The sequence below is a fragment of the Streptococcus mitis genome (genome assembly GCF_965111735.1).
GTDB lineage: Bacteria > Bacillota > Bacilli > Lactobacillales > Streptococcaceae > Streptococcus > Streptococcus mitis_DR.
Genome location: NZ_OZ217346.1, coordinates 1 through 24,052, shown reverse-complemented (window position 1 = coordinate 24,052; position 24,052 = coordinate 1). Strand labels below are relative to the sequence as shown.

The 24,052-nt window shown below is 39.2% G+C and carries 19 protein-coding genes, 3 tRNA genes, 3 rRNA genes and 1 other RNA gene; all 26 read right to left on the bottom strand.

Annotated features, from left to right (window positions below; genetic code table 11):
- Positions 1 to 2 precede the first annotated feature (2 nt).
- On the bottom strand, positions 3 to 560 hold the full coding sequence (locus tag ACLV7W_RS00130) for a histidine phosphatase family protein (RefSeq protein ID WP_411865215.1): 558 nt from the start codon (positions 558 to 560) through the stop codon (positions 3 to 5).
- Positions 520 to 963, bottom strand: coding sequence for a dUTP diphosphatase (locus ACLV7W_RS00125; protein WP_000701987.1), 444 nt, complete (start codon positions 961 to 963; stop codon positions 520 to 522). Before ACLV7W_RS00125 ends, ACLV7W_RS00130 begins: the two co-directional genes overlap by 41 nt.
- Positions 964 to 1,022: 59 nt before the next feature.
- Positions 1,023 to 1,116, bottom strand: an RNA gene (ffs, locus tag ACLV7W_RS00120) — signal recognition particle sRNA small type.
- 32 nt (positions 1,117 to 1,148) lie between these two features.
- The gene (tadA, locus tag ACLV7W_RS00115; protein ID WP_153210198.1) at positions 1,149 to 1,616 is read right to left on the bottom strand and encodes a tRNA adenosine(34) deaminase TadA; all 468 of its coding nucleotides are present in this window, start codon (positions 1,614 to 1,616) and stop codon (positions 1,149 to 1,151) included.
- Positions 1,617 to 1,815: 199 nt separating this feature from the next.
- Positions 1,816 to 3,102: an adenylosuccinate synthase gene (locus tag ACLV7W_RS00110; protein ID WP_153210200.1), complete on the bottom strand. Its 1,287-nt coding sequence runs from the start codon at positions 3,100 to 3,102 to the stop codon at positions 1,816 to 1,818.
- 231 nt (positions 3,103 to 3,333) lie between these two features.
- A complete protein-coding gene (gene comW / locus ACLV7W_RS00105) occupies positions 3,334 to 3,570 on the bottom strand; it encodes a sigma(X)-activator ComW (RefSeq protein WP_194251552.1) in 237 nt (78 codons plus the stop codon).
- Between the two features lie 380 nt (positions 3,571 to 3,950).
- A tRNA-Asn gene (locus tag ACLV7W_RS00100) sits at positions 3,951 to 4,024 on the bottom strand.
- A 5-nt stretch (positions 4,025 to 4,029) separates the two neighbouring features.
- Positions 4,030 to 4,145, bottom strand: a 5S ribosomal RNA gene (gene rrf / locus ACLV7W_RS00095).
- Between the two features lie 76 nt (positions 4,146 to 4,221).
- Positions 4,222 to 7,122: ribosomal RNA gene (locus ACLV7W_RS00090) — 23S ribosomal RNA — on the bottom strand.
- Positions 7,123 to 7,246: 124 nt separating this feature from the next.
- Positions 7,247 to 7,319 (bottom strand) — tRNA-Ala (locus ACLV7W_RS00085).
- A gap of 51 nt (positions 7,320 to 7,370) precedes the next feature.
- Positions 7,371 to 8,916 (bottom strand): 16S ribosomal RNA (locus tag ACLV7W_RS00080).
- Together the 16S, 23S and 5S rRNA genes with 3 tRNA genes alongside form the textbook arrangement of a ribosomal RNA operon.
- A gap of 242 nt (positions 8,917 to 9,158) precedes the next feature.
- Positions 9,159 to 9,230, bottom strand: a tRNA-Glu gene (locus ACLV7W_RS00075).
- Between the two features lie 92 nt (positions 9,231 to 9,322).
- Positions 9,323 to 9,802 (bottom strand): sigma-70 family RNA polymerase sigma factor, encoded by a 480-nt coding sequence (locus ACLV7W_RS00070; protein ID WP_153209010.1) that lies wholly within the window; start codon positions 9,800 to 9,802, stop codon positions 9,323 to 9,325.
- A 121-nt stretch (positions 9,803 to 9,923) separates the two neighbouring features.
- Positions 9,924 to 11,882, bottom strand: coding sequence for an ATP-dependent zinc metalloprotease FtsH (gene ftsH, locus ACLV7W_RS00065; protein WP_153209008.1), 1,959 nt, complete (start codon positions 11,880 to 11,882; stop codon positions 9,924 to 9,926).
- Positions 11,883 to 11,897: 15 nt separating this feature from the next.
- Positions 11,898 to 12,440: a hypoxanthine phosphoribosyltransferase gene (hpt, locus tag ACLV7W_RS00060; protein ID WP_153209006.1), complete on the bottom strand. Its 543-nt coding sequence runs from the start codon at positions 12,438 to 12,440 to the stop codon at positions 11,898 to 11,900.
- Between the two features lie 4 nt (positions 12,441 to 12,444).
- Positions 12,445 to 13,722 (bottom strand): tRNA lysidine(34) synthetase TilS, encoded by a 1,278-nt coding sequence (gene tilS / locus ACLV7W_RS00055; RefSeq protein WP_411865214.1) that lies wholly within the window; start codon positions 13,720 to 13,722, stop codon positions 12,445 to 12,447.
- Entirely contained in the window at positions 13,719 to 14,987 is a 1,269-nt protein-coding gene (locus ACLV7W_RS00050) for a serine hydrolase (RefSeq protein WP_411865213.1), read from the bottom strand. The genes tilS and ACLV7W_RS00050 overlap by 4 nt, the downstream gene beginning before the upstream one ends.
- Positions 14,980 to 15,102, bottom strand: a complete 123-nt coding sequence (locus ACLV7W_RS00045) for an SP_0009 family protein (RefSeq protein WP_000429339.1) — start codon at positions 15,100 to 15,102, stop codon at positions 14,980 to 14,982. The genes ACLV7W_RS00050 and ACLV7W_RS00045 overlap by 8 nt, the downstream gene beginning before the upstream one ends.
- 4 nt (positions 15,103 to 15,106) lie before the next feature.
- Entirely contained in the window at positions 15,107 to 15,475 is a 369-nt protein-coding gene (locus ACLV7W_RS00040) for a septum formation initiator family protein (protein WP_049515632.1), read from the bottom strand.
- A complete protein-coding gene (locus ACLV7W_RS00035; RefSeq protein WP_001234978.1) occupies positions 15,468 to 15,734 on the bottom strand; it encodes an RNA-binding S4 domain-containing protein in 267 nt (88 codons plus the stop codon). The genes ACLV7W_RS00040 and ACLV7W_RS00035 overlap by 8 nt, the downstream gene beginning before the upstream one ends.
- A gap of 57 nt (positions 15,735 to 15,791) precedes the next feature.
- Entirely contained in the window at positions 15,792 to 19,295 is a 3,504-nt protein-coding gene (gene mfd / locus ACLV7W_RS00030) for a transcription-repair coupling factor (protein WP_411865212.1), read from the bottom strand.
- On the bottom strand, positions 19,296 to 19,865 hold the full coding sequence (gene pth / locus ACLV7W_RS00025; RefSeq protein ID WP_261073869.1) for an aminoacyl-tRNA hydrolase: 570 nt from the start codon (positions 19,863 to 19,865) through the stop codon (positions 19,296 to 19,298).
- 71 nt (positions 19,866 to 19,936) lie between these two features.
- Complete coding sequence (gene ychF / locus ACLV7W_RS00020) at positions 19,937 to 21,052, bottom strand: redox-regulated ATPase YchF (RefSeq protein WP_001218713.1); 1,116 nt, start codon at positions 21,050 to 21,052, stop codon at positions 19,937 to 19,939.
- Between the two features lie 84 nt (positions 21,053 to 21,136).
- The gene (locus ACLV7W_RS00015; RefSeq protein ID WP_261050011.1) at positions 21,137 to 21,331 is read right to left on the bottom strand and encodes a DUF951 domain-containing protein; all 195 of its coding nucleotides are present in this window, start codon (positions 21,329 to 21,331) and stop codon (positions 21,137 to 21,139) included.
- 64 nt (positions 21,332 to 21,395) lie between these two features.
- On the bottom strand, positions 21,396 to 22,532 hold the full coding sequence (gene dnaN, locus ACLV7W_RS00010; protein ID WP_411865211.1) for a DNA polymerase III subunit beta: 1,137 nt from the start codon (positions 22,530 to 22,532) through the stop codon (positions 21,396 to 21,398).
- A gap of 158 nt (positions 22,533 to 22,690) precedes the next feature.
- On the bottom strand, positions 22,691 to 24,052 hold a 1,362-nt coding region (dnaA, locus tag ACLV7W_RS00005; RefSeq protein ID WP_411865210.1), incomplete at its 5' end, for a chromosomal replication initiator protein DnaA.

Sequence of the window (24,052 nt, the reverse complement as noted above, 5' to 3'; positions counted from 1 at the left end):
TTCTATATCTCTAACTCACACTCAATCACTTGGCAAAAATCAATCTTCTCATTTGGCACAAACTGGCGCATAAGCATGTTGTGAGTTACCACTAGCACGGTCTGGTAATCTCGATACTTACCCATGCATTCTAGAAAACGAGACTTCATCTCTTCAGCTGTCTCATATCGAATAGGACTATTAGGAAGTAACTTCCCCTTATTTTCTAGAAACATAGTACGAGCTTTTTCAAAATTATCTGTACCACTTTCATAAACCTGCCATTCATGTAATAAAGGCTCCACTCTTAAAGGAAGATCCGTAGCACAAACCATATAAGAAGCCGTTTCTAAAGCTCTTGTGACTGCAGAAGATATGATTATTTCAGCTGAATGGAATAAAGGATTGGCGCTCAGTTCCTGAGCCTGCTGCCGTCCCTTCTCAGACAAGGGTGCCAAATCTATCCCAAATCCCGTATAAGAACGCTCCTCTAACTCACGGTAATCTGGCTCTCCATGACGTACAAAGATAATCTTCATTCTAGTGCCCTGTCGATCCAAATCCACCAGTTCGAACGCCATCAGCCGCATCTCCATCTGCAATTAAGAAAGGAGCAAAGACAGCCTGGACAACACGTTCTCCAACTTCAAGAACAACCTCTTGATCTGTGATATTCTTCATCTGTGCAAAAATATGCCCTTCATTTCCAGGATTTCCATAATAATCCCCATCAATGACTCCAACTGAATTAATCAAGACCAAGCCCTTCTTACGAGGATTTGAAGAACGATCATAGAGGTAGAGAACCTCAGTCGGTTGCATATAAGCCTTAACCCCTGTCGGAACTAATACAATCTCTCCTGGAGCGATAACTGTACGCACAGCAACCTTTAAGTCGTAACCAGCCGCATGAGCTGTCTCACGCTTGGGCAATAAATTTTCATCTGTAAAACTAGAAACCAATTCAAAACCACGAATTTTCATCATCTTCTCTTTTCTATTATCATTTATTCTAGATTATTCTATCTTATTTATTCGGAAAAAGCACGAAAAAAGAGCACACAATTCAAATCGCTTAGGGCTGCTGGATTCCTCCCCTGACCCGCTTCACGCAGAACTGTTGCTCCACTATTTATTATATCACATTCCTATTCATTTTAAAAGAAAAATTATTTTTTCCGTCTATTTCTAAAAAAGTCCTGCATAATAGCTGCGCATTCATCTTCCAAAATTCCCGTTTCAACCTCCACACGATGATTGAGACGCTCATCTGTCAAGATATCGTACAAACTCCCAGCAGCGCCAAATTTCTGGTTTTTAGCCCCATAGACCACGTTTGGAATACGGGCGAGTCCAATCGCCCCACTACACATGACACACGGCTCAATGGTCACAAAAAGCGTGCAATCCAGCAAGCGCCAGCTCTCCTCACTCATGTTCGCATTCTCTATAGCCATAATCTCCGCATGCATAACCGCTCGCTGCAGTTCCTCACGCGCATTATGCCCACGGCCAATGATTTCTCCGTCCTTGACAATCACACAACCAATTGGAATTTCATCGTGTTCAAGAGCAATCTTAGCCTCTCTCAAAGCCTCTCTCATGAAGACTTCTTTTTCTTCAACTGTATAATTCATCAATTTCCCTTTTCCTACTTATCGATTTTATTATTATATCATGATTCCCGAGACAAAAAAAGCCACCGAATGCGGTGACTTTATAGGGAGATTATTATGAAAAAGAAAAGTTTAGGATATTTGTTACAACAAGTTAGGAGGTCTTCTTGTAACTATCTATAGTATACCCGACCTATCTTAAACAAATCTTAAAAATCTCTTAGGACCAAACACTTTCTAAAATATTTGTTTGTTCACGACCAGGACCTACTGAGAAAGTAGAAATACGAACGCCAACCAATTCACTCACACGACGAACATAGTTACGCGCATTCTCAGGAAGATCTTCCAAATTACGAACTCCAGTAATATCTTCTGACCAACCTGGCAACTCTTCATAGATAGGCTTGCAACGTTTCAATTGCTCAAGACTAGCTGGATAGTAGTCAATACGTTGACCATCAAGATCATAGGCCACACAGATTTTCACAGTATCCAAACCGCTCAAAACATCGATAGAGTTCAATGAAAGATTAGTAATACCAGAAACACGACGACTATGGCGCATCACAACTGAATCAAACCATCCCACACGACGTGGACGACCAGTTGTTGTACCATATTCATGACCGACTTCACGGATACGTTCTCCCACTTCATCAAACAACTCAGTTGGGAAAGGACCGTCTCCTACACGACTCGTATAGGCTTTACATACACCAACAACCTTGTCAATCTTACTTGGACCAACACCAGAACCAATCGTAACACCACCAGCCACAGGGTTTGATGACGTAACAAATGGATACGTACCTTGGTCGATATCTAGCATAACACCTTGTGCACCTTCAAAAAGCACACGTTTACCGTTATCAAGCGCATCATTCAAAATAACAGATGTGTCTGTCACATATTTCTTGATTTGTTGACCATATTCGTAATATTCTTCAAAAATATCATCGAAATCAATCGCTTTACTATCATACAATTTTTCAAAAAGACGATTCTTTTCAGCAAGGTTACGTTCTAAACGCTCACGGAAAATATCTCTATCCAAAAGATCGGCAATACGAATCCCAACACGAGCAGCCTTGTCCATATAAGCTGGACCAATTCCCTTGATTGTAGTTCCAATCTTATTGTCGCCCTTAGCTTCTTCTTGCAAGCGATCCAACTCGATATGATAAGGCAAAATAACATGCGCGCGATCAGAAATACGCAAGTTATCAGTTGTCACACCCTCCTCATGAAGATAGCTCAACTCTTTTACAAGAGATTTAGGATTTACAACCATACCATTCCCAATAACAGAGATTTTTTCAGGGAAGAAAATTCCAGATGGAATCAAGTGCAACTTAAATTTCTTACCATCAATCACAATCGTGTGACCTGCATTATCACCACCTTGGTAACGTGCAATCACTTCTGCATTCGCTGAAAGGAAGTCTGTAATCTTCCCTTTACCTTCATCACCCCATTGGGTACCTACAACAACAACTGAAGTCATAATTTTGTCTGAGCCCTCAGGCTCTTCCTTTCTCACATACATGGCAGGACTCTCACCTGCAATTATATCTTACAATTTATTATAAGAAAAAATCACCTTTTTATCAAGAAGAAACAATAGAAAGATTTGCTATTTCCAACTATTAAAAAATGTTTTAGAAAAATAACCAGCTATTTATTGTTATATTGCCATGAAAAAAGTAATTTTGTTCGGAAATTTACTAAAATTACCTCAACAAGAAATAAAACCCCGATTCATTATCAATTTTTCAAGATACAAACGATAAGCAACACGATAATGATAAACAATAAAATCCCTACGACACCCAATGCCATATCGAACTAAATAATAAATCAAAAATTTAAAATGAAAATGTTCCCACTCCCAACTATTATCAAAGAAAGTAGCATACTCTTCTTCGATACTGTCATAGAAATCAGTCATCTGATCATAGATACTTTGTAGCATAAGCATACACTCCTTTACTTTTTATGACCTTATTCTAACAAAAAATTATAAAAAGTTAGTAACAATTCCTGAATTGCTCAAATACCAACCTCAAAAAGATAACAAATAGAAAAATTGACAGAATAGGAATAAATTTACTACCTAAATTTCAAAAACTAAGATAATGGAAGCGGAAGGATTCGAATCCCTCGAAGGAGCGTATTTACAGTCCGCCACGTTTAGCCTCTTCGCTACCCTCGATTAAAGTCCTAAAAAGATCTCCCTGCTCGAAAACGGAGGGCTCTGAAACTTTACTCAGCAAAAAATATCTCACACCAAATAACACTAAATAGATTATGAATTACATAAAAAAAGAGGCCTAAACCTCTTTTTCTTAACTACTCCGCCAGTAGGACTCGAACCTACGACATCATGATTAACAGTCATGCGCTACTACCAACTGAGCTATGGCGGATTAAAGCTAAGCGACTTCCATATCTCACAGGGGGCAACCCCCAACTACTTCCGGCGTTCTAGGGCTTAACTTCTGTGTTCGGCATGGGTACAGGTGTATCTCCTAGGCTATCGTCACTTAACTCTGAGTAATACCTACTCAAAATTGAATATCTATTCAAATCAAGAAAACCTTACGCTTTCATATTCTCAGTTACTTTGGATAAGTCCTCGAGCTATTAGTATTAGTCCGCTACATGTGTCGCCACACTTCCACTTCTAACCTATCTACCTGATCATCTCTCAGGGCTCTTACTGATATAAAATCATGGGAAATCTCATCTTGAGGTGGGTTTCACACTTAGATGCTTTCAGCGTTTATCCCTTCCCTACATAGCTACCCAGCGATGCCTTTGGCAAGACAACTGGTACACCAGCGGTAAGTCCACTCTGGTCCTCTCGTACTAGGAGCAGATCCTCTCAAATTTCCTACGCCCGCGACGGATAGGGACCGAACTGTCTCACGACGTTCTGAACCCAGCTCGCGTGCCGCTTTAATGGGCGAACAGCCCAACCCTTGGGACCGACTACAGCCCCAGGATGCGACGAGCCGACATCGAGGTGCCAAACCTCCCCGTCGATGTGAACTCTTGGGGGAGATAAGCCTGTTATCCCCAGGGTAGCTTTTATCCGTTGAGCGATGGCCCTTCCATACGGAACCACCGGATCACTAAGCCCGACTTTCGTCCCTGCTCGAGTTGTAGCTCTCGCAGTCAAGCTCCCTTATACCTTTACACTCTGCGAATGATTTCCAACCATTCTGAGGGAACCTTTGGGCGCCTCCGTTACCTTTTAGGAGGCGACCGCCCCAGTCAAACTGCCCGTCAGACACTGTCTCCGATAGGGATCACCTATCTGGGTTAGAGTGGCCATAACACAAGGGTAGTATCCCAACAACGTCTCCTTCGAAACTGGCGTCCCGATCTCATAGACTCCTACCTATCCTGTACATGTGGTACAGACACTCAATATCAAACTGCAGTAAAGCTCCATGGGGTCTTTCCGTCCTGTCGCGGGTAACCTGCATCTTCACAGGTACTAAAATTTCACCGAGTCTCTCGTTGAGACAGTGCCCAAATCATTACGCCTTTCGTGCGGGTCGGAACTTACCCGACAAGGAATTTCGCTACCTTAGGACCGTTATAGTTACGGCCGCCGTTTACTGGGGCTTCAATTCATACCTTCGCTTACGCTAAGCACTCCTCTTAACCTTCCAGCACCGGGCAGGCGTCACCCCCTATACATCATCTTACGATTTAGCAGAGAGCTGTGTTTTTGATAAACAGTTGCTTGGGCCTATTCACTGCGGCTGACTTAAAGTCAGCACCCCTTCTCCCGAAGTTACGGGGTCATTTTGCCGAGTTCCTTAACGAGAGTTCTCTCGCTCACCTGAGGCTACTCGCCTCGACTACCTGTGTCGGTTTGCGGTACGGGTAGAGTATGTTTAAACGCTAGAAGCTTTTCTTGGCAGTGTGACGTCACTAACTTCGCTACTAAACTTCGCTCCCCATCACAGCTCAATGTTATAGATATAAGCATTTGACTCATATCACACCTCACTGCTTAGACAGACACTTCCAATCGTCTGCTTTAGTTAGCCTACTGCGTCCCTCCATCACTACATACTCTAGTACAGGAATATCAACCTGTTGTCCATCGGATACACCTTTCGGTCTCTCCTTAGGTCCCGACTAACCCAGGGCGGACGAGCCTTCCCCTGGAAACCTTAGTCTTACGGTGGACAGGATTCTCACCTGTCTTTCGCTACTCATACCGGCATTCTCACTTCTATGCGTTCCAGCGCTCCTCACGGTACACCTTCATCACACATAGAACGCTCTCCTACCATACCTATAAAGGTATCCACAGCTTCGGTAAATTGTTTTAGCCCCGGTACATTTTCGGCGCAGGGTCACTCGACTAGTGAGCTATTACGCACTCTTTGAATGAATAGCTGCTTCTAAGCTAACATCCTAGTTGTCTGTGCAACCCCACATCCTTTTCCACTTAACAATTATTTTGGGACCTTAGCTGGTGGTCTGGGCTGTTTCCCTTTCGACTACGGATCTTAGCACTCGCAGTCTGACTGCCGACCATAATTCATTGGCATTCGGAGTTTATCTGAGATTGGTAATCCGGGATGGACCCCTCACCCAAACAGTGCTCTACCTCCAAGAATCTTTATGTCGACGCTAGCCCTAAAGCTATTTCGGAGAGAACCAGCTATCTCCAAGTTCGTTTGGAATTTCTCCGCTACCCACAAGTCATCCAAGCACTTTTCAACGTGCCCTGGTTCGGTCCTCCAGTGCGTCTTACCGCACCTTCAACCTGCTCATGGGTAGGTCACATGGTTTCGGGTCTACGTCATGATACTAAGGCGCCCTATTCAGACTCGGTTTCCCTACGGCTCCGTCTCTTCAACTTAACCTCGCATCATAACGTAACTCGCCGGTTCATTCTACAAAAGGCACGCTCTCACCCATTAACGGGCTCGAACTTGTTGTAGGCACACGGTTTCAGGTTCTATTTCACTCCCCTCCCGGGGTGCTTTTCACCTTTCCCTCACGGTACTGGTTCACTATCGGTCACTAGGGAGTATTTAGGGTTGGGAGATGGTCCTCCCAGATTCCGACGGGATTTCACGTGTCCCGCCGTACTCAGGATACTGCTAGGTACAAAGACTATTTTAAATACGAGGCTATCACTCTCTTTGGCTGATCTTCCCAAATCATTCTTCTATAATCTTTGAGTCCACATTGCAGTCCTACAACCCCGAAGAGTAAACTCTTCGGTTTGCCCTCCTGCCGTTTCGCTCGCCGCTACTAAGGCAATCGCTTTTGCTTTCTCTTCCTGCAGCTACTTAGATGTTTCAGTTCACTGCGTCTTCCTCCTCACATCCTTAACAGATGCGGGTAACAGGTAGTACCTGTTGGGTTCCCCCATTCGGAAATCCCTGGATCATCGCTTACTTACAGCTACCCAAGGCATATCGTCGTTTGTCACGTCCTTCTTCGGCTCCTAGTGCCAAGGCATCCACCGTGCGCCCTTATTAACTTAACCTTATTTTCTGACCTTTCAGTCATAAACTCTTATTAATACTACAGCGTTTTCGGTTTATTTTCTTGTTACTATTTGATATAGATATTCAATTTTCAATGTGCATTACTTGGTGATCTCTCACCAATGGAGCCTAGCGGGATCGAACCGCTGACCTCCTGCGTGCAAAGCAGGCGCTCTCCCAGCTGAGCTAAGGCCCCACAAGACCTCTCAAGACTAAACAAGACCAATGCGCAGTTCCTTATCCTTAGAAAGGAGGTGATCCAGCCGCACCTTCCGATACGGCTACCTTGTTACGACTTCACCCCAATCATCTATCCCACCTTAGGCGGCTGGCTCCTTACGGTTACCTCACCGACTTCGGGTGTTACAAACTCTCGTGGTGTGACGGGCGGTGTGTACAAGGCCCGGGAACGTATTCACCGCGGCGTGCTGATCCGCGATTACTAGCGATTCCGACTTCATGTAGGCGAGTTGCAGCCTACAATCCGAACTGAGACTGGCTTTAAGGGATTAGCTTGCCGTCACCGGCTTGCGACTCGTTGTACCAGCCATTGTAGCACGTGTGTAGCCCAGGTCATAAGGGGCATGATGATTTGACGTCATCCCCACCTTCCTCCGGTTTATTACCGGCAGTCTCGCTAGAGTGCCCAACTGAATGATGGCAACTAACAATAGGGGTTGCGCTCGTTGCGGGACTTAACCCAACATCTCACGACACGAGCTGACGACAACCATGCACCACCTGTCACCTCTGTCCCGAAGGAAAACTCTATCTCTAGAGCGGTCAGAGGGATGTCAAGACCTGGTAAGGTTCTTCGCGTTGCTTCGAATTAAACCACATGCTCCACCGCTTGTGCGGGCCCCCGTCAATTCCTTTGAGTTTCAACCTTGCGGTCGTACTCCCCAGGCGGAGTGCTTAATGCGTTAGCTGCGGCACTAAACCCCGGAAAGGGTCTAACACCTAGCACTCATCGTTTACGGCGTGGACTACCAGGGTATCTAATCCTGTTTGCTCCCCACGCTTTCGAGCCTCAGCGTCAGTTACAAGCCAGAGAGCCGCTTTCGCCACCGGTGTTCCTCCATATATCTACGCATTTCACCGCTACACATGGAATTCCACTCTCCCCTCTTGCACTCAAGTTAAACAGTTTCCAAAGCGTACTATGGTTAAGCCACAGCCTTTAACTTCAGACTTATCTAACCGCCTGCGCTCGCTTTACGCCCAATAAATCCGGACAACGCTCGGGACCTACGTATTACCGCGGCTGCTGGCACGTAGTTAGCCGTCCCTTTCTGGTAAGATACCGTCACAGTGTGAACTTTCCACTCTCACACTCGTTCTTCTCTTACAACAGAGCTTTACGATCCGAAAACCTTCTTCACTCACGCGGCGTTGCTCGGTCAGACTTCCGTCCATTGCCGAAGATTCCCTACTGCTGCCTCCCGTAGGAGTCTGGGCCGTGTCTCAGTCCCAGTGTGGCCGATCACCCTCTCAGGTCGGCTATGTATCGTCGCCTTGGTGAGCCGTTACCCCACCAACTAGCTAATACAACGCAGGTCCATCTGGTAGTGATGCAATTGCACCTTTTAAGCAAATGTCATGCAACATCTACTGTTATGCGGTATTAGCTATCGTTTCCAATAGTTATCCCCCACTACCAGGCAGGTTACCTACGCGTTACTCACCCGTTCGCAACTCATCCGGAGAAGCAAGCTCCTCCTTCAGCGTTCTACTTGCATGTATTAGGCACGCCGCCAGCGTTCGTCCTGAGCCAGGATCAAACTCTCATTAAAAGTTTGAGTTCTCACTCATTTCTGTCACTGACAGATTTATTGTTTTTTTCATTGTTCAGTACTACAACCTTAGTTGTAGTGCCCTGCACATTGGTTCGTCTTGTTCAGTTTTCAAAGGTCTTTGTCACTCGCTTCTCTCAAGCGACAACTATATTAGTATATCACAGGCACTTTCGCTTGTCAACACTTTTTTGAAACTTTTTTGAACTTTTTTCATCAAGTGTTCCATCCGCAACATACCATAGTCCGTACGGGATTCGAACCCGTGTTACCGCCGTGAAAAGGCGGTGTCTTAACCCCTTGACCAACGGACCAGAGTTGGTGTTTTCAACTCTTACTATTATACCGACTTTTCTAACTTTGTCAACTACTTTTTTCTATTTTTTTCATTTTTTTACATGGCTTCTTACCGACTACGGATATCAAACTCTTTAAACACAATACGCAAGTCCCTTAGAACTCTTTGACGCCCTCGGAAGCGTTCATGTCTTAAGATGCGTTCTAACTCTTCTTGCTTCTCTTTGCTTTGTTTGTTTCTATAATCTCTTAGTGTTTCATGAAAGAGATAATACTCATCTAGCCACAGACCTCCCTCACTGATACGATGACTAATCTCTCCCACTTCTTCATAAGGTTCTTTATCATATCTACGCTTCTGACTTTCTTGTTTACGGATATGGTCTAAAATTCGATTACGAAACTTAGTCTTGAAATATTTACGTAAGCGTGGAATATCTTCTACCAGTTCTTCTTCTCTACTGATCAATTCATGTAAGCAGATCATTCCCTCTTGGTCCCAATCCGATAACTCCCATAAATGAAGGTAATATTCATTTCTACACTTGTATACAATTCCTTGGACTTCTTCATACAATTTTTTAAGCATAAGCTTCCCCCTTTCTAGATACAGTCTAACAAATCAAGAACTTAATTGGGGCCTTTTCGCCTATTCTGTTCCCTACACCGCCTCAACTGCACAAAAAAGAGAGGGCTTGCCTCTCTTTGGGTTATTTTTCATCATTCATTTTTGACTTTACTTCATCATAAGATAGTGCATGAGATTCCTCCTCGACTGTTTCAGGCATCTTTCCTGTTTCGTAAAGAGCTTTAATTTGTGTACTATCCAATGTTTCGTATTTCAATAATGCTTCTGCAATCAACTTGTGAGTTTCACGATTTGACTGAATAATTTCAGCGGCTTTATTTCGTGCCTCATTCAATAATGAACGAACCTCTTCGTCAATTTCATAAGCTGTTTGTTCTGAAATTGATTTTTGAGGACTTTGTGCACCAAACATGGCATGATTTCCTTCATATTGAACTGGACCAAGTTTTTCACTCATCCCGTACTCTGTAACCATTGCACGCGCCATTTGAGTCGCTTGTTCAAAGTCGTTTGAAGCTCCTGTAGTTTGGACGTTAAAGATAATTTCTTCAGCTACACGTCCACCCATCAAGCCAGCCAATTGCTCTTTCATATCTTCTTTAGATAGAAGCATTTGATCTTCCTTAGGAAGTGCAATCATGTAACCACCTGCACGACCTCTTGGTACAATTGTAACCTTATGAACAACACGGGCATTCGATAAGACTAGGCCAACAATGGTATGTCCAGCCTCATGGTAGGCAACCAATTCACGTTCTCTTTGTGAAACTGTCTTATCTTTCTTAGAAGGTCCAGCAATAACTCTGTCTTCTGCTTCATCAATATCTGAAGCATCAATTATCGATTTATTGCGACGAGCAGCAACTAGAGCCGCTTCATTCAAGACATTCTCTAAATCTGCTCCAACAAAACCTGGGGTTTGTTGAGCCACTAATTTCAAATCAACATCGTCTGACAGAGGTTTATTTTTAGCGTGAACTTTCAAGATTGCTTCACGACCTTTAACATCAGGACGGCCAACCAATACTTTTCTATCAAAACGTCCTGGACGCAAAAGGGCAGGGTCAAGTACATCTGAACGGTTTGTCGCAGCGATGACAATAATCCCTTCATTTCCCTCAAAACCATCCATCTCAATCAAGAGTTGGTTCAAGGTTTGTTCACGTTCGTCATTACCTCCGCCAAGACCAACTCCACGTTGACGTCCAACAGCATCAATTTCATCGATAAAGATAATAGCTGGTGCTGCTTTTTTGGCATCTTCAAAAAGAGAACGAACACGACTAGCTCCAACTCCGACAAACATTTCTACAAAGTCAGAACCTGAGATACTAAAGAATGGAACACCTGCTTCTCCGGCGACTGCCTTAGCAAGCAAAGTTTTACCTGTTCCTGGAGGTCCCTCCAAAAGAACACCTGCTGGAATACGGGCTCCAAGTTTTGTAAATCGTTTTGGATCTTTTAAGAATTCAACAACTTCAACTAGTTCTTGTTTTTCTTCCTCAGCTCCAGCAACATCTGAAAATCTTACTTTAATATCTTCTTTATTTGCAGCTTTGGCCTTACTACGTCCAAAACTCATCGGGTTACGGCTATTATTTCCTCCCATATTTCCCATCATAGAGAATAGGAAGAAGAACAGAATACCGAATGGCACAATGGATACAAGAATATTAATCCACATACCACTTGAACTTTCATGCTTAACAGTTACTTCTGCCTTATGGTCAGAAGCAAGTTTTTGCAATTCTGATACGGTAGTATCTGAAGGAAGAATAATACTTGAAAATTTCTCTACTTTTGTAGCAGAAGGAGAAAAGAACTGGATACCTGTTTCTTCTTTACTCGTTTTAGGATTTTTATAAACACCCGAAACTTCGATAACACTACCATTTGGTTGGTAAGTTAATTCTTTTACATTGTCATCGGTAATTTCTTTTACCAATTCTGTATAATTAATCTGCTCACTTTTCCCTGCAACACTACCTGTACTAAAATACTGGTAACCTGTAACTAGGAGAAAAATAAGTAATAACCATAGAAAAGGATTTTTAATTAAACCATTATTTTGTTTTTTCATTAAAAATTGTTCTTTCTAATTTGAATACACTTCTTCTTTCAATACTCCAACATAAGGAAGGTTACGATAATTTTCTTTGTAGTCTAAACCATAACCTACTACAAACTCATTTGGGATAGTAAAGCAGGTATAGTCAGCCTCAATTTCTACAACACGTCCCTCTGGTTTATCCAACAAGGTTGCAATCTTAACAGAAGCTGCATCTCTTGCAACAAACATATCTCGCAAATTCTTCAAAGTTTGACCTGTATCAATGATATCTTCTACAAATAAAACATGTCTTCCTTTGATGTCTTGAGTCACATCTTGCTTGATATTGATGACACCGCTACTTGCTGTCCCACCATGGTAGCTAGAAACCATCATGAAGTCCATTTCAATATGTGTGTCAATATGTTTAACTAATTCAGCCATAAAAGGAATAGATCCTTTTAAAATTCCAACTAAAATTGGATTTTTTCCTGCATAGTCTTTAGTGAGTTGAGCACCTAATTTTTTAGCAGCTTCTGTAATTTCATCGTGTGAAACGAGGATTTTTTTAATATCGTTTTCTAACATTTTTTTACCTATCTATTTTTTCTATATAAAGTACAGTGTTCATTATATCATTTTTCGTGTTTTTACTCAAATTACTGGTCGCAATTCCCAAAATTGAGACAATTTCACCAAATTGCTCAATAATCAGAGCAGATTTCCGCTTTTCCATAGGGATTTTCAAATCAATAAATAGACGTCTGAGTTTTTTTGTATGCCCATTTTGAACCAAAACATCTCCTGGTTTTCGATAACGAATGTGTATGGATGTTTCGCGTGAAACAGGTATTTGTTGAATTGATTCACCTTCTAATGGAATCCCAAAGGAAAATAAATATCCTTGATAAGATACCTGATTTTGATAGTGTAACACAAGTTCATCTTCCTTTTCATCAGCCTGCGGACTGATTTTACAAATCTGAAACTGTTGGTACTCTTTTATCAATTCATAGCCATTTTTAAGCGGATGACGATACTGGCTTTTAGATTTTAAAATCTGTCGAACTTCATCAAACTGAGCTTTTGTAAGATTCAAATCTGGAAAACGATTCAGATAAGTTTGAAGTAAGACTCTTTGTGTTGACTCAGAATAAGAAAATAACTGTTGTAAATTTTCCACATCAATATTCTTTGATAATTCAGCTATAGCTAGGTCATAATCTAAAATTTCATTTCCGATACTTAAGATTGCATCTCTAAATCTAGGATTTTCTTTTTCTAATTCTGGTAAATAAGAATTTCGAATACGATTGCGAAAATAATGATTTTCCTGATTTGATGTATCTTCAAAGTGAGAAATTAGTGGAAAGTCTTTTTTCTGAAAATGCAAGAAGGGCCTAAGAATTTCTATATCCCCGACCACTTGCTTCTCCTTAATTCCTGATAGATAGCGCAAACGAGTACCTCGAATCAAACGCATCAAAATCGTTTCCACCTGATCATCAGCATGGTGGGCAGTGACTAAGGCTGTCGCACCTGTCTTTTTCATGACCTCTTGAAAAAAATTATAGCGAAAATTTCGTGCACGCGCTTCTGAAAATTCTCCTGAAAAATTGCTGACATAAATAGGAAGTCCAGCTTTAGCAACCAACTTCCTTAATTCCTTTTCTTCCCAATCTGATTCTACTCTCTGCTTATGATTCACATGAGCAAGAATCAATTCAATTTCTAACTCTTTTTTATAGGTAGACAATACCTTAAATAGAAACATAGAATCTAATCCACCAGAAAGAGCTAGCACCACCTTAGTATGTTTTTTAAAATATTCTCTCTTGAGAAAATGATTTAAAAAATCTTGTTCCCTCATTTTAGAACCTCATAAACATCCTTGGCTATCTTAGAAATCGTATCATAATCAGAATTTTTAGTGAAAATAGAAAGAATAAATGGAGAATCTGCATAGACAACACCTGTATCATGCTTAAATTCATCCGCATCTCCAATTTTATGAGCTACTTTAACAGAAACACCTTTGGCAATTCTCTCATTATCAAAATCTGTTTTAGTCAAAGACTCTAGCACAAATCCATTTTGATTATAAATAGCTTCCATGGCCTTCCCAGACATCTTAGAAGAAATCAATTTTTCTTTTGAATCCCAATCATCTCCCATAATAGCAGACATCTTGGATTTAAATGTGGCATCAGATTGGTTTGAAATGTAATATCCCAATAGATTATGAGCTACATTGTCCGATTCTTTAGATACTTTCGTTATTAAGTCCTTGAGAGAATACTCTTTATTATCCTCTTTTTTAGGGAGGCTACCACTTCCCTCTGGTTTATAAGAACCTGGAAAATCATTGACTGCAGATACGTATTTTACAGTCGTGTCTAACTGATAAATCCCCTCATTTATTTTTTCTTGCGTATAATAAAGATAAGGGAGTTTCAAAACACTAGCTGCATACATCTTTTCATCTTGATTGATACCAGCTTCTTTTCCAGTAGTTAGTTGCTTAACATAAATAGAAAATGAATCCTTCTGATATTTTTCCGATAACATTTCTTGGACTTTACTTATCCGATTATCTTCTTCAGAAGTTGATTCCTTATCTACCCATCCAGCCTGATCAATATGTAGAAATTCTCTTCCTTCTACAAACATGGTCTTGTCGATCGATACTTGCGAATAAGCTGATAAGGATGATTTCACTTCTTTTAAGTCATAAGGGCTATTATACAGTTTAAAATCAGATTCTAACCATACTTTTTTGATTGTAGGAGTTACCTCTGACTGATCATATAAAAATCGTTTGTCTGCAGCAATAAATTGATGATTTGATAGCTTAAATACCGGAATTCCTTGTTTATTTAAGCGCCACTCGGTTATTTGAAAACTTGTTTGGGGAGTTAATTTTCCAGATTTCACTACTAAATCTTCATTCGCATAAACAGGAACCTCTCCATAAACCATGGGAGAACTTAATTTTTCTCTAAAATAAATACCAAAGTTAGATTGTGAAAGGTAATAAATTTCTTTCGAAGTATAGACTACTTCTTTTTCTGTGCTAACGACTTTTGAAATGGTCAAAAAACTCGGTAACAACAAAATAATTAAGAATTTACGCATTCTTCCTTTCCTTTTCTTCTTGTAAACGCAATAATTGATTTTTATCAGCCAACTCTTCCAGCTTTTCTTCCGATAGACTCAAAAATTGCTCTATTACATCTAATAAATTTTCCATTTTATCACCTTGGGAGCAAGTCAGGAATCGTATAAACAGCTTCCCGATTCTTAGAATAATAATATTTTGCACGCATGTATTTAGCAGCATAATCTTCATCTTTCAACTTTGTGGCAAAAGCTGTCTCTTTCTCCTTTTCCTCACTCAAGGTTTGATACTGAGTTTGCAATTCTGATAACTGTTGACGTCTTTGGAGTAATTGATGATAGCTTTGAGCAAGATTATAAGTTGGTAAAATGAACAATAAAATCATCAAAATAAGAACCCAACCCATGAAACGATTACGTTTTTGTCGTTCTTTCATCAGATAGCGACGACGTTGGTGTTCATTTTGAATAAAAGAATTATTCAATTGTACGATATTTTTAGACATTTTCTTCTACCCGTGTTTCACTGATAATTTCATACATTCCTGCTGCATCTTCTTTTTTTGTACTATCCTTCATCTCTAGTACTTTTACAAGTAGCAACTTATTGCCAAAGCGAATTTCAACTTGGTCATTAACTTTCAAATCCGTTGAACTTTTGGCCAAGATTCCATTTACCTTGATTCTGCCTTTATCTGCTACTTCTTTTGCGACTGTACGACGCTTGATAATTCGTGATACTTTTAAATATTTGTCTAATCTCATTTTTATTACCTCAAATTATTATTGTATCATTTTTATCTACTTTATAGAAGAAAAATGTTAAAGGGAATTGCCTTCTTTCGATACTTTTATCTCTAATAAACTTTCTCCAAAAATGAGCAGACCTTCTAAAATTTCATAGTCCTTCTTATTTTGGACATCAAATACAACTTCCATTAATCCCTTATTCTCAGTTATGGCTGCTTTTAAATTCGTTGCGGATAAAGATTTAAAATAATCTTGAGCCAAAAACAATCGCTGAGTAATTTTTTCAAATTGAACTGTAATCTTATTTTCTTTTCGTTCCACACGTTGAACAAAGACCTTATCAAGATAAGACTTAACCAAACCAATCTCTAAAAGATAGGCTACCACGTCTGGGTACTCTCCAAAGCGGTCCATCAACTCTTCTTGTAATTCTTCGTAGTTGACACGGTTGTCAATTTGACGAATTTTCTTGTAAATTTCAATCTTATGTCGTTGATCAGAAATATAGGTATCAGGAAGATAGGCATCAATTTGTAAAATCAATTCGGTATTTCCTTTGGTTCTTGTGTTCCCATTACCATGTCGTTTAGCAATAGCTTCCTCCAATAACTGCGAATACAATTCAAAACCAACAGAATCAATGAAACCAGACTGGGATTTTCCTAAAAGATTTCCTGCTCCGCGAATCGAAAGATCTCGCATTGCAATCTTAAATCCAGAGCCCAATTCTGTAAATCCTTTAATCGCTTCTAATCTCTTCTCGGAGACTTCACTGATTGATTTTTCTGGACGATACATGAGATAGGCATAAGCAATACGATTACTACGACCGACTCTTCCTCTTAACTGATACAAGGTTGACAAGCCCATATGATCCGCATTTTCAATAAATAAAGTATTGGCATTTGGAATGTCCACTCCTGTCTCAATAATGGTAGTTGTCACCAAAATATCATACTGACCTTCAATGAAATCCAGTAGAGTATTTTCTAACTGAATCTCACTCATTTGCCCATGAACATACCCAATCGAAGCCTCTGGAATCAACTCCTGTAATTCGGAAACCTTCTGGTCAATCGTGTCAACTTTATTGTAAAGATAGTAAACTTGACCTCCACGCTCCATTTCACGCAAGACAGCATCACGAATAACACTATCATTCTTTTCTAAAACATAGGTTTGCACTGGATAACGATTAGTCGGCGGAGTTTCAATAACAGACAAATCTCTGATTCCCAACATAGACATGTGAAGGGTACGAGGAATTGGCGTTGCTGTCAAGGTCAGGACATCTACTTGTTTTTTCAGTTCTTTCAAGGTTTCCTTATGCTTGACACCAAATCGCTGTTCCTCATCAATAATCATCAAGCCCAAATCAGCAAACACAACATCTTTTGACAAAACACGATGGGTTCCAATCAAAATATCAACTTGACCGTTTTTCAATTTTTCAAGTGTTTCAGTCTGCTCTTTTTTACTTCTAAAGCGACTCAATACATCAATATTAACTGCAAAATTTTGGAATCGTTCCTTAAAATTCGTATAGTGCTGTTGCGCTAAAACCGTCGTCGGAACTAAGACGACAACCTGTTTGTGATCATTGACTGCCTTAAAGGCTGCACGCATAGCAACTTCAGTCTTTCCAAAACCAACATCCCCAACTAAAAGTCGATCCATTGGCTGAGAAGCCTGCATATCTCTCTTGATTTCCTCAACACTACGAAGTTGATCATCCGTTTCAACATAAGGGAAGGCATCATCAAAAGCATGTTGATCCTCATCATCAGCTGAGAAAGCAAAACCCTTCAACTGGCTGCGCTCAGAATAAAGTTTGATTAAATCGTCAGCTATATCCTCTACCTGGTTCTTAACTTTTTGCTTGGCTTTTTTGAAATGACCGTCATTTAATTTATTGAGTTTAGGTGCTTTACCGTCACTTGAAACGTATTTGGAAAGTAGATGAATCTGTTCCACTGGGATAGAGATTTGATCCCCGTTTTGGTATTGAACACTGACATAATCGCGGTGTATCCCTTTGATTTCAATGGTTTCAATTCCTAAATATTGACCAATCCCATGGATATGATGGACAACGTAGTCCCCTTTTTCAAGTTCATTGTAATCTTTTAATCTCTCTGCGTTTGAAACATGTTGTCTTCGAAAACGACGTTTCAATTTCTTTTGAAAAATCTCATGTTCAGTTATCAATAGAATCTTTTCATCTACAAAGTGAAAACCATGTCTGAGATTTCCCTCAATTAAGTTTACAGATTCTTTACAAATACTTGACTTATCTCTGGAATCCAATTTAATCTGATATTCCTCTAAAACATCTTCCAATGTTTTACTTCCCATTGAATTACTAGACTGCAGGATAATAGTGTAATTCATTTTTTTGTATCGCTCAATTTCTTCTTTTAGAAAAGAAAATTGATTGAAAAACTCTTGAATGGGATATTGATTAAATTGATAAATTTGGTCAAACTTGAGATTTCCTAACCCCTTTTGCAGATTAGAGAAAAAGGTAACCGAACTCTGTTTTTTATAGATTTGCTCTGTATCAGCAAAATACTGCATCTCAGAAAATGCTTTACTGCTCTGTAATTCTTCTGTAAAGTATTGTGCTAACTCCCTTTCAAAGACTTCATACTGATTCATCAATTTCTGATAATCATCAAAGAATACTGGGGTATCTTTTTCAATATAGTCAAAAACAGTCCATGTCTTGTCATAACACAAAGATAAAAATTTCCGTGAATCAGAATGAATTTGTTTTTGGTGAAAACTTGAAAGAATTTCTTCTAAGTATGATTTTAAAATAGGTGATAACGTTTTTGAAATTTGTTTTTCTAAATCTGACTGTCCTCGTTGATAATCCTTTTCTCTCAAAAGCATATCACTAGCTGGAAAGATAGTGAGTTCTGTCTGATTTTCTTTCGATAATTGTGTTTCGACTTCAAATGACCTAATACCATCGACTTCATCACCAAAAAACTCAATTCGGTAAGGTTCTAACTGGGATATTTCAAAAATATCTAAAATATCTCCTCGCAGACTAAATTCGCCTTGAGTTTGTACTTGTGTAACTTTTCGATAGCCTATCTCTTTTAACTGATGGATAAGTGCGTGTTGGTCATATTCTTCACCAACTGTTATTTTTACAATACTATCTTTGAATATATTAGGAGACGGTAAAATCAATCGACTTGCTGCGATATTACAAACTAAAATCCCTTTCTTAGATGAATCAGTCAAAAAACGCAAAGCTTCAACCCGTGAAATGATTTTTTCTTGTGAAGACATCAAAAACTCGACCATAGGGGAGTCATCTACCAAAAATGGATAGACAAGTTCCTCACCCAAGATAGATAGAAGATCACTAACAATTCCTTCTGCTTCTCCATAAGTTGACGTCAATAACACAATCTTATCTTCTTTTTCTATACTACTTGCAATTGCAAGAGCCTTAGTAGACGTTGATAAACCTAGTATTAGTTGTCTTTTCTTATCTGTTAAATTTTGATGCCATTTTTTTATCTGATCATTTTCTGAGAATAAATCTAATAAGGTCACCATTTATCCGTTATACCTCTGCATCGTTTTTTCAAAGTTTTTCTCTTGTAAATAGTAGTTTACAGAATCATCAACTTTGTCAATAGACTGTAAAATACCAATATAATCATCCTTGTCAAACTTACTCAAAACATGGTTAACAACTGACATTCCATTTTTAGGTCTTCCGATTCCAATCTTAACACGATTAAAGGTCTGAGTCCCTATATGTTGAATAATAGACTTGATACCATTATGACCACCTGCGGATCCCTTTGCTCTTAAACGAATCTTTCCAACTTCCATGTCAAGATCATCGTAAATGATGAGTAAATCTTCAATATCCAAACCATAATAAGTCAATAAAGCATGAACCGCTCTTCCACTTTCATTCATAAATGTCGTTGGTTTGACAAGATAAATTTTTTCTCCATTTAGGAAAAAGGATGCTAGGTCAGCTTGAAATATCTTATCGTGTGTAAAAGTGACATTCTGTTTCTTCGCTAGTTGGTCAATCAACATAAAGCCAACATTGTGTTTTGTTTCAAAATATTTATCTCCTGGATTTCCCAAGCCTACAAGTAATTTGGTCATTTATTTTTCCTTTCAAAAGCCAAAAGGGTTGGAATTTTTTTCCAACCTAATTGACACTATTTATTAAATTTTTAGACATTAAAGCGGAATTCCATGATATCGCCGTCTTGAACGATATATTCTTTACCTTCTTCACGCAAACGTCCAGCTTCTTTTACGGCCTTTTCAGATCCGTATTTCACTAGATCCTCATATGACATGGTTACTGCACGGATAAAGCCTTTTTCAAAGTCTGAGTGGATAATACCAGCTGCTTGTGGAGCCTTCATACCACGTTTGAAGGTCCAAGCGCGAACTTCTTTTTCACCAGCTGTAAAGTAAGTTCCCAGTCCAAGCAAGTGGTAAGCTGCACGAGTCAACTTATCAACGCCTGATTCTGTCAACCCAAGAGCTTCAAGAAACTCTTGCTTGTCTTCTTCGTCTAACTCAGAAATTTCTTCCTCAGCACGCGCAGAAATAACGACTACTTCAGCATTTTCTGTCGCTGCGAATTCACGAATTTGTTTAACATAGTCGATAGAGTCAGGTTCTGAAACCACATCCTCGTCCACATTAGCAACATAGAGCACTGGTTTAGTCGTTAACAGGAAGAGACCTTTGACAACCTTTTGTTCCTCATCTGTAAATTCAATAGTTCGAGCTGATTTTCCATCTTCGAGGACTGGTTTAATCTTTTGAAGAACATTAAACTCAGCTACTGATTCTTTATCTTTTTGCGTACGTGCCATCTTTTCTACACGCGCATAACGCTTATTAACTGATTCTAAGTCAGCAAGAATCAACTCCAGGTTAATAGTATCAATATCTGCAAGTGGATCCACAAAGGCATCTTCACGTCCTTGCTCGCGCATGACATTTTCATCATCAAAAGCACGAACTACATGAACAATCGCATCTACTTCACGGATATTAGCCAAGAATTTATTCCCTAGCCCTTCTCCTTTTGAAGCTCCTTTTACAATTCCTGCGATATCTGTAAATTCAAATGTTGTTGGAACTGTCTTTTTAGGAGTGATCATTTCAGTTAGTTTTTGTAGGCGTTCATCTGGAACTTCTACCATTCCAACGTTTGGATCAATCGTCGCAAATGGATAGTTTGCTGCCTCTGCTCCTGCTTTTGTAATTGCATTAAATAGTGTTGATTTACCAACGTTTGGCAAACCAACGATACCTGCTGTTAAAGCCATATTTTCTCATTCTCCGTTTTCATTTCAATCCCTAATATTATAACACAAAAAGGGAAAACTTGCTAACCCTCTAACTAAGGGTTTTCAGTCAATAATTTTATTCATTTTTCGATCAAAATCATAGCGTCCCATCATGACAACATGGTCACAATTGCTACATTTGATTTTGATATCTGCTCCTACACGTGTAATTTCCCAATGATTAGCTTTTTTTCCTGTTGACTTGATTGTGCAAGCATGTGGTTTTTTCATTTCAACAAAATTTCCAACTTGATACATACTACTCTCCTTTTCTTTTTCGATTATATCATAAAAGAGGCGAGCCAGGCTCAACCTCTTTCACTTAATTTGTACGAACTGGTGTAATGAGCTGCATGAAGTCCTCATCAGTGTCCGCTGGCACAAGAGTAAATGGACGAACAGCTGAGATAAAACTAATGGTCACTTTTTCGCTATTTAAAGCTTTAAGAGAATCAATCAAGTAAGTTGGGTTGAAACTAATGGTCAAATCTTCACCAGTAACCTGATCAGTATCGATTTCTTCGTTTACTTTACCAACTTCTGGCGAGTTAACATGAGCGCTAACAACCCCATCTTTTATTTCAAGTTTCACAGTACCATTTTGAGTCGCACTTGATAAAAGGCGAGCACGTTCCATTGACTGGCGTAAATTTACAACATCAAAAGTAATTGTAGTGTTAAAGTCTATTGGAATCAAACGATCTGTGTCAGGATAGTTTCCTTCTAGGAGACGAGTATAGAAGCTAATATTTTCGCTTCTAAAGAGGATTTGGTTATTGGCAAAGAAAATCTCTACAGTTTCAATATCATCTGTAAATACTGCTGAAAATTCGCGTAGAGAACGGCTCGGAATTACAACATCAAAATCATCACTATTTTTCTCAAGCGTTAATTTTTTCTGGCTTAGACGATGAGAGTCTGTAGCTACTGTTTTTAGCTCCTTGTGTTGGCTCAATACAAAATGAACACCTGTTAAAATTGGACGACTCTCTTGTGTACTTGCCGCAAAAGCTGTTTCATTGATAATTTTCTTGAGTAATTTTGTTTCAAGAACCAAAGGAGTGCTTGCTGAAATTTCTTGAATTCGTGGATATTGTTCGCTATCTTTTCCTTTTAGGGTAATTTCTGATTTGCCACTGGTTAAAACAATTTGATTTTGTTCAATTTCTTTAAAATCAAGAGTCACATCAGGTAGACTAGATACCACATTGATGAAGAAAGAAGCTTCAAGAAGGATTGAACCTAGAGAAGTAATTAACAAACCAGCATCTTCATTTTTTTGAGAAATAAAATTTTCAATTGAAATTTGACCATTTGAACCAATTAAAGTAACCCCTTCATTGGTTACGTCAATTTTGACAGTTGATAAAATAGGAATAGCATTTTTAGAACTAATAGCTCTTTTGGTTGTATTTAAGGCTTGTAGAAATAAATTTTTATTAATTGAAAAATGAATCATGGATTCTCCTTTATTTATTTTTAGTATTAGAAGGATAATAGTAATAATAGAGTCTGTGAAATCTGTGGAAAACAGACTTGAAATAAGTCATATCAAGTTTTTTGGCTTGTTTAAAAAATGTGGATAAAAAAGATAAAAAAACGAAAGTTATCCACAAGTTATTTTATTTTCTTTTTGATTGATTCAATTTCTAAACGTAAATTATCGTCTTCATCAATCAAAGATTTAATTTTTGCATGGGCATGAATGACTGTTGTATGATCTTTTCCTCCAAACTCCTTCCCAATTTTTGGAAGACTATTATCTGTTAATTCTCTAGATAAATACATGGCTACTTGACGGGCTAACACAATATTTTGAAGGCGTCTGCTTCCCTTCATTTCTTTGACACTAACACCATAGAAGTTCCCTACTTCAGTTTGGATTTTATCAATTGGAATGACGAGGATTTGGCTAACATCTTGTTTTCGAGCTCTAATAGCTTCTGCAGCGATATCGATACTGATATCCTTAATCTTCTTCACTCTGGCGATTAAAGTGATGTCGTTGATGGCTCCTTCAAGTTCTCGAACGTTTGAATCAAATTGGCCAGCTAGGTATTCTAGGGTATCACTTTGGAAATTGTAGTCCAAATGTTCTGTTTTGCTTTGTAAAATGGCAATACGTGTCTCAAAGTCAGGTGGTGTGATGTTTTGCGTCAACCCCCAGCTAAAGCGCGTGACAAGTCTTTCTTCAAGGCCCTCTAAGTGTTTAGGACTACGATCACTAGTCAGAACGATTTGTTTTTGATTGCTATGAAGAACGTTGAAAGTATTGAAGAATTCTTCTTGAGTTGCAACTTTTTTTCCACTCAGCGATTGGATATCATCAATTAACAAGAGATCAAGGCTACGGTAAGTTTTTTTGAATTTTTCCATTTCACCTAGTCTCAGGTGTTCAAGAAAGTCGTTGATAAAGCTTTCAGCAGGGATGTACTTCACACGCGCATCAGGAATATTTCTCAAAATCTCATTCCCAATTGCATTGAGTAAGTGAGTCTTACCAAGCCCAGGTCCTCCATAGATAAAAAGAGGATTATAGGTTAAGGCCAAATCTTCAGAGACAGCCAAAGCGGCTGATACTGCCCAAACATTCCCATCCCCTTGAATAAAATTATCAAAGGTATATTTTTCTTTTAATCCAGTATCCGAATAAGGAATAGATGCTAACTTTGGACTATAGTCATAAAGAGTTGAATTTGGAGCTTCTTCAACTTGTGAGACGGTAGTATATTGAGGTTTGATGAAAATATAGTGGGGAGTTATCTCAGCATCATAAATTTCAAATCCAGCAACTACAATAATATCTTTTAGTTGTTTTTCCCAGACCATTTCCATTTCAGATCGTGGTAAAAATATAGTGGCAACATTTTCCTCTACCTTGATGAGTTCAGCTTGAATAGCATAGAAATCATACATGGATCGAGTCAGTCTTTCTTGAGCAAATTCTAATATACGATTCCAAAATTGTTTTTCTTTCAA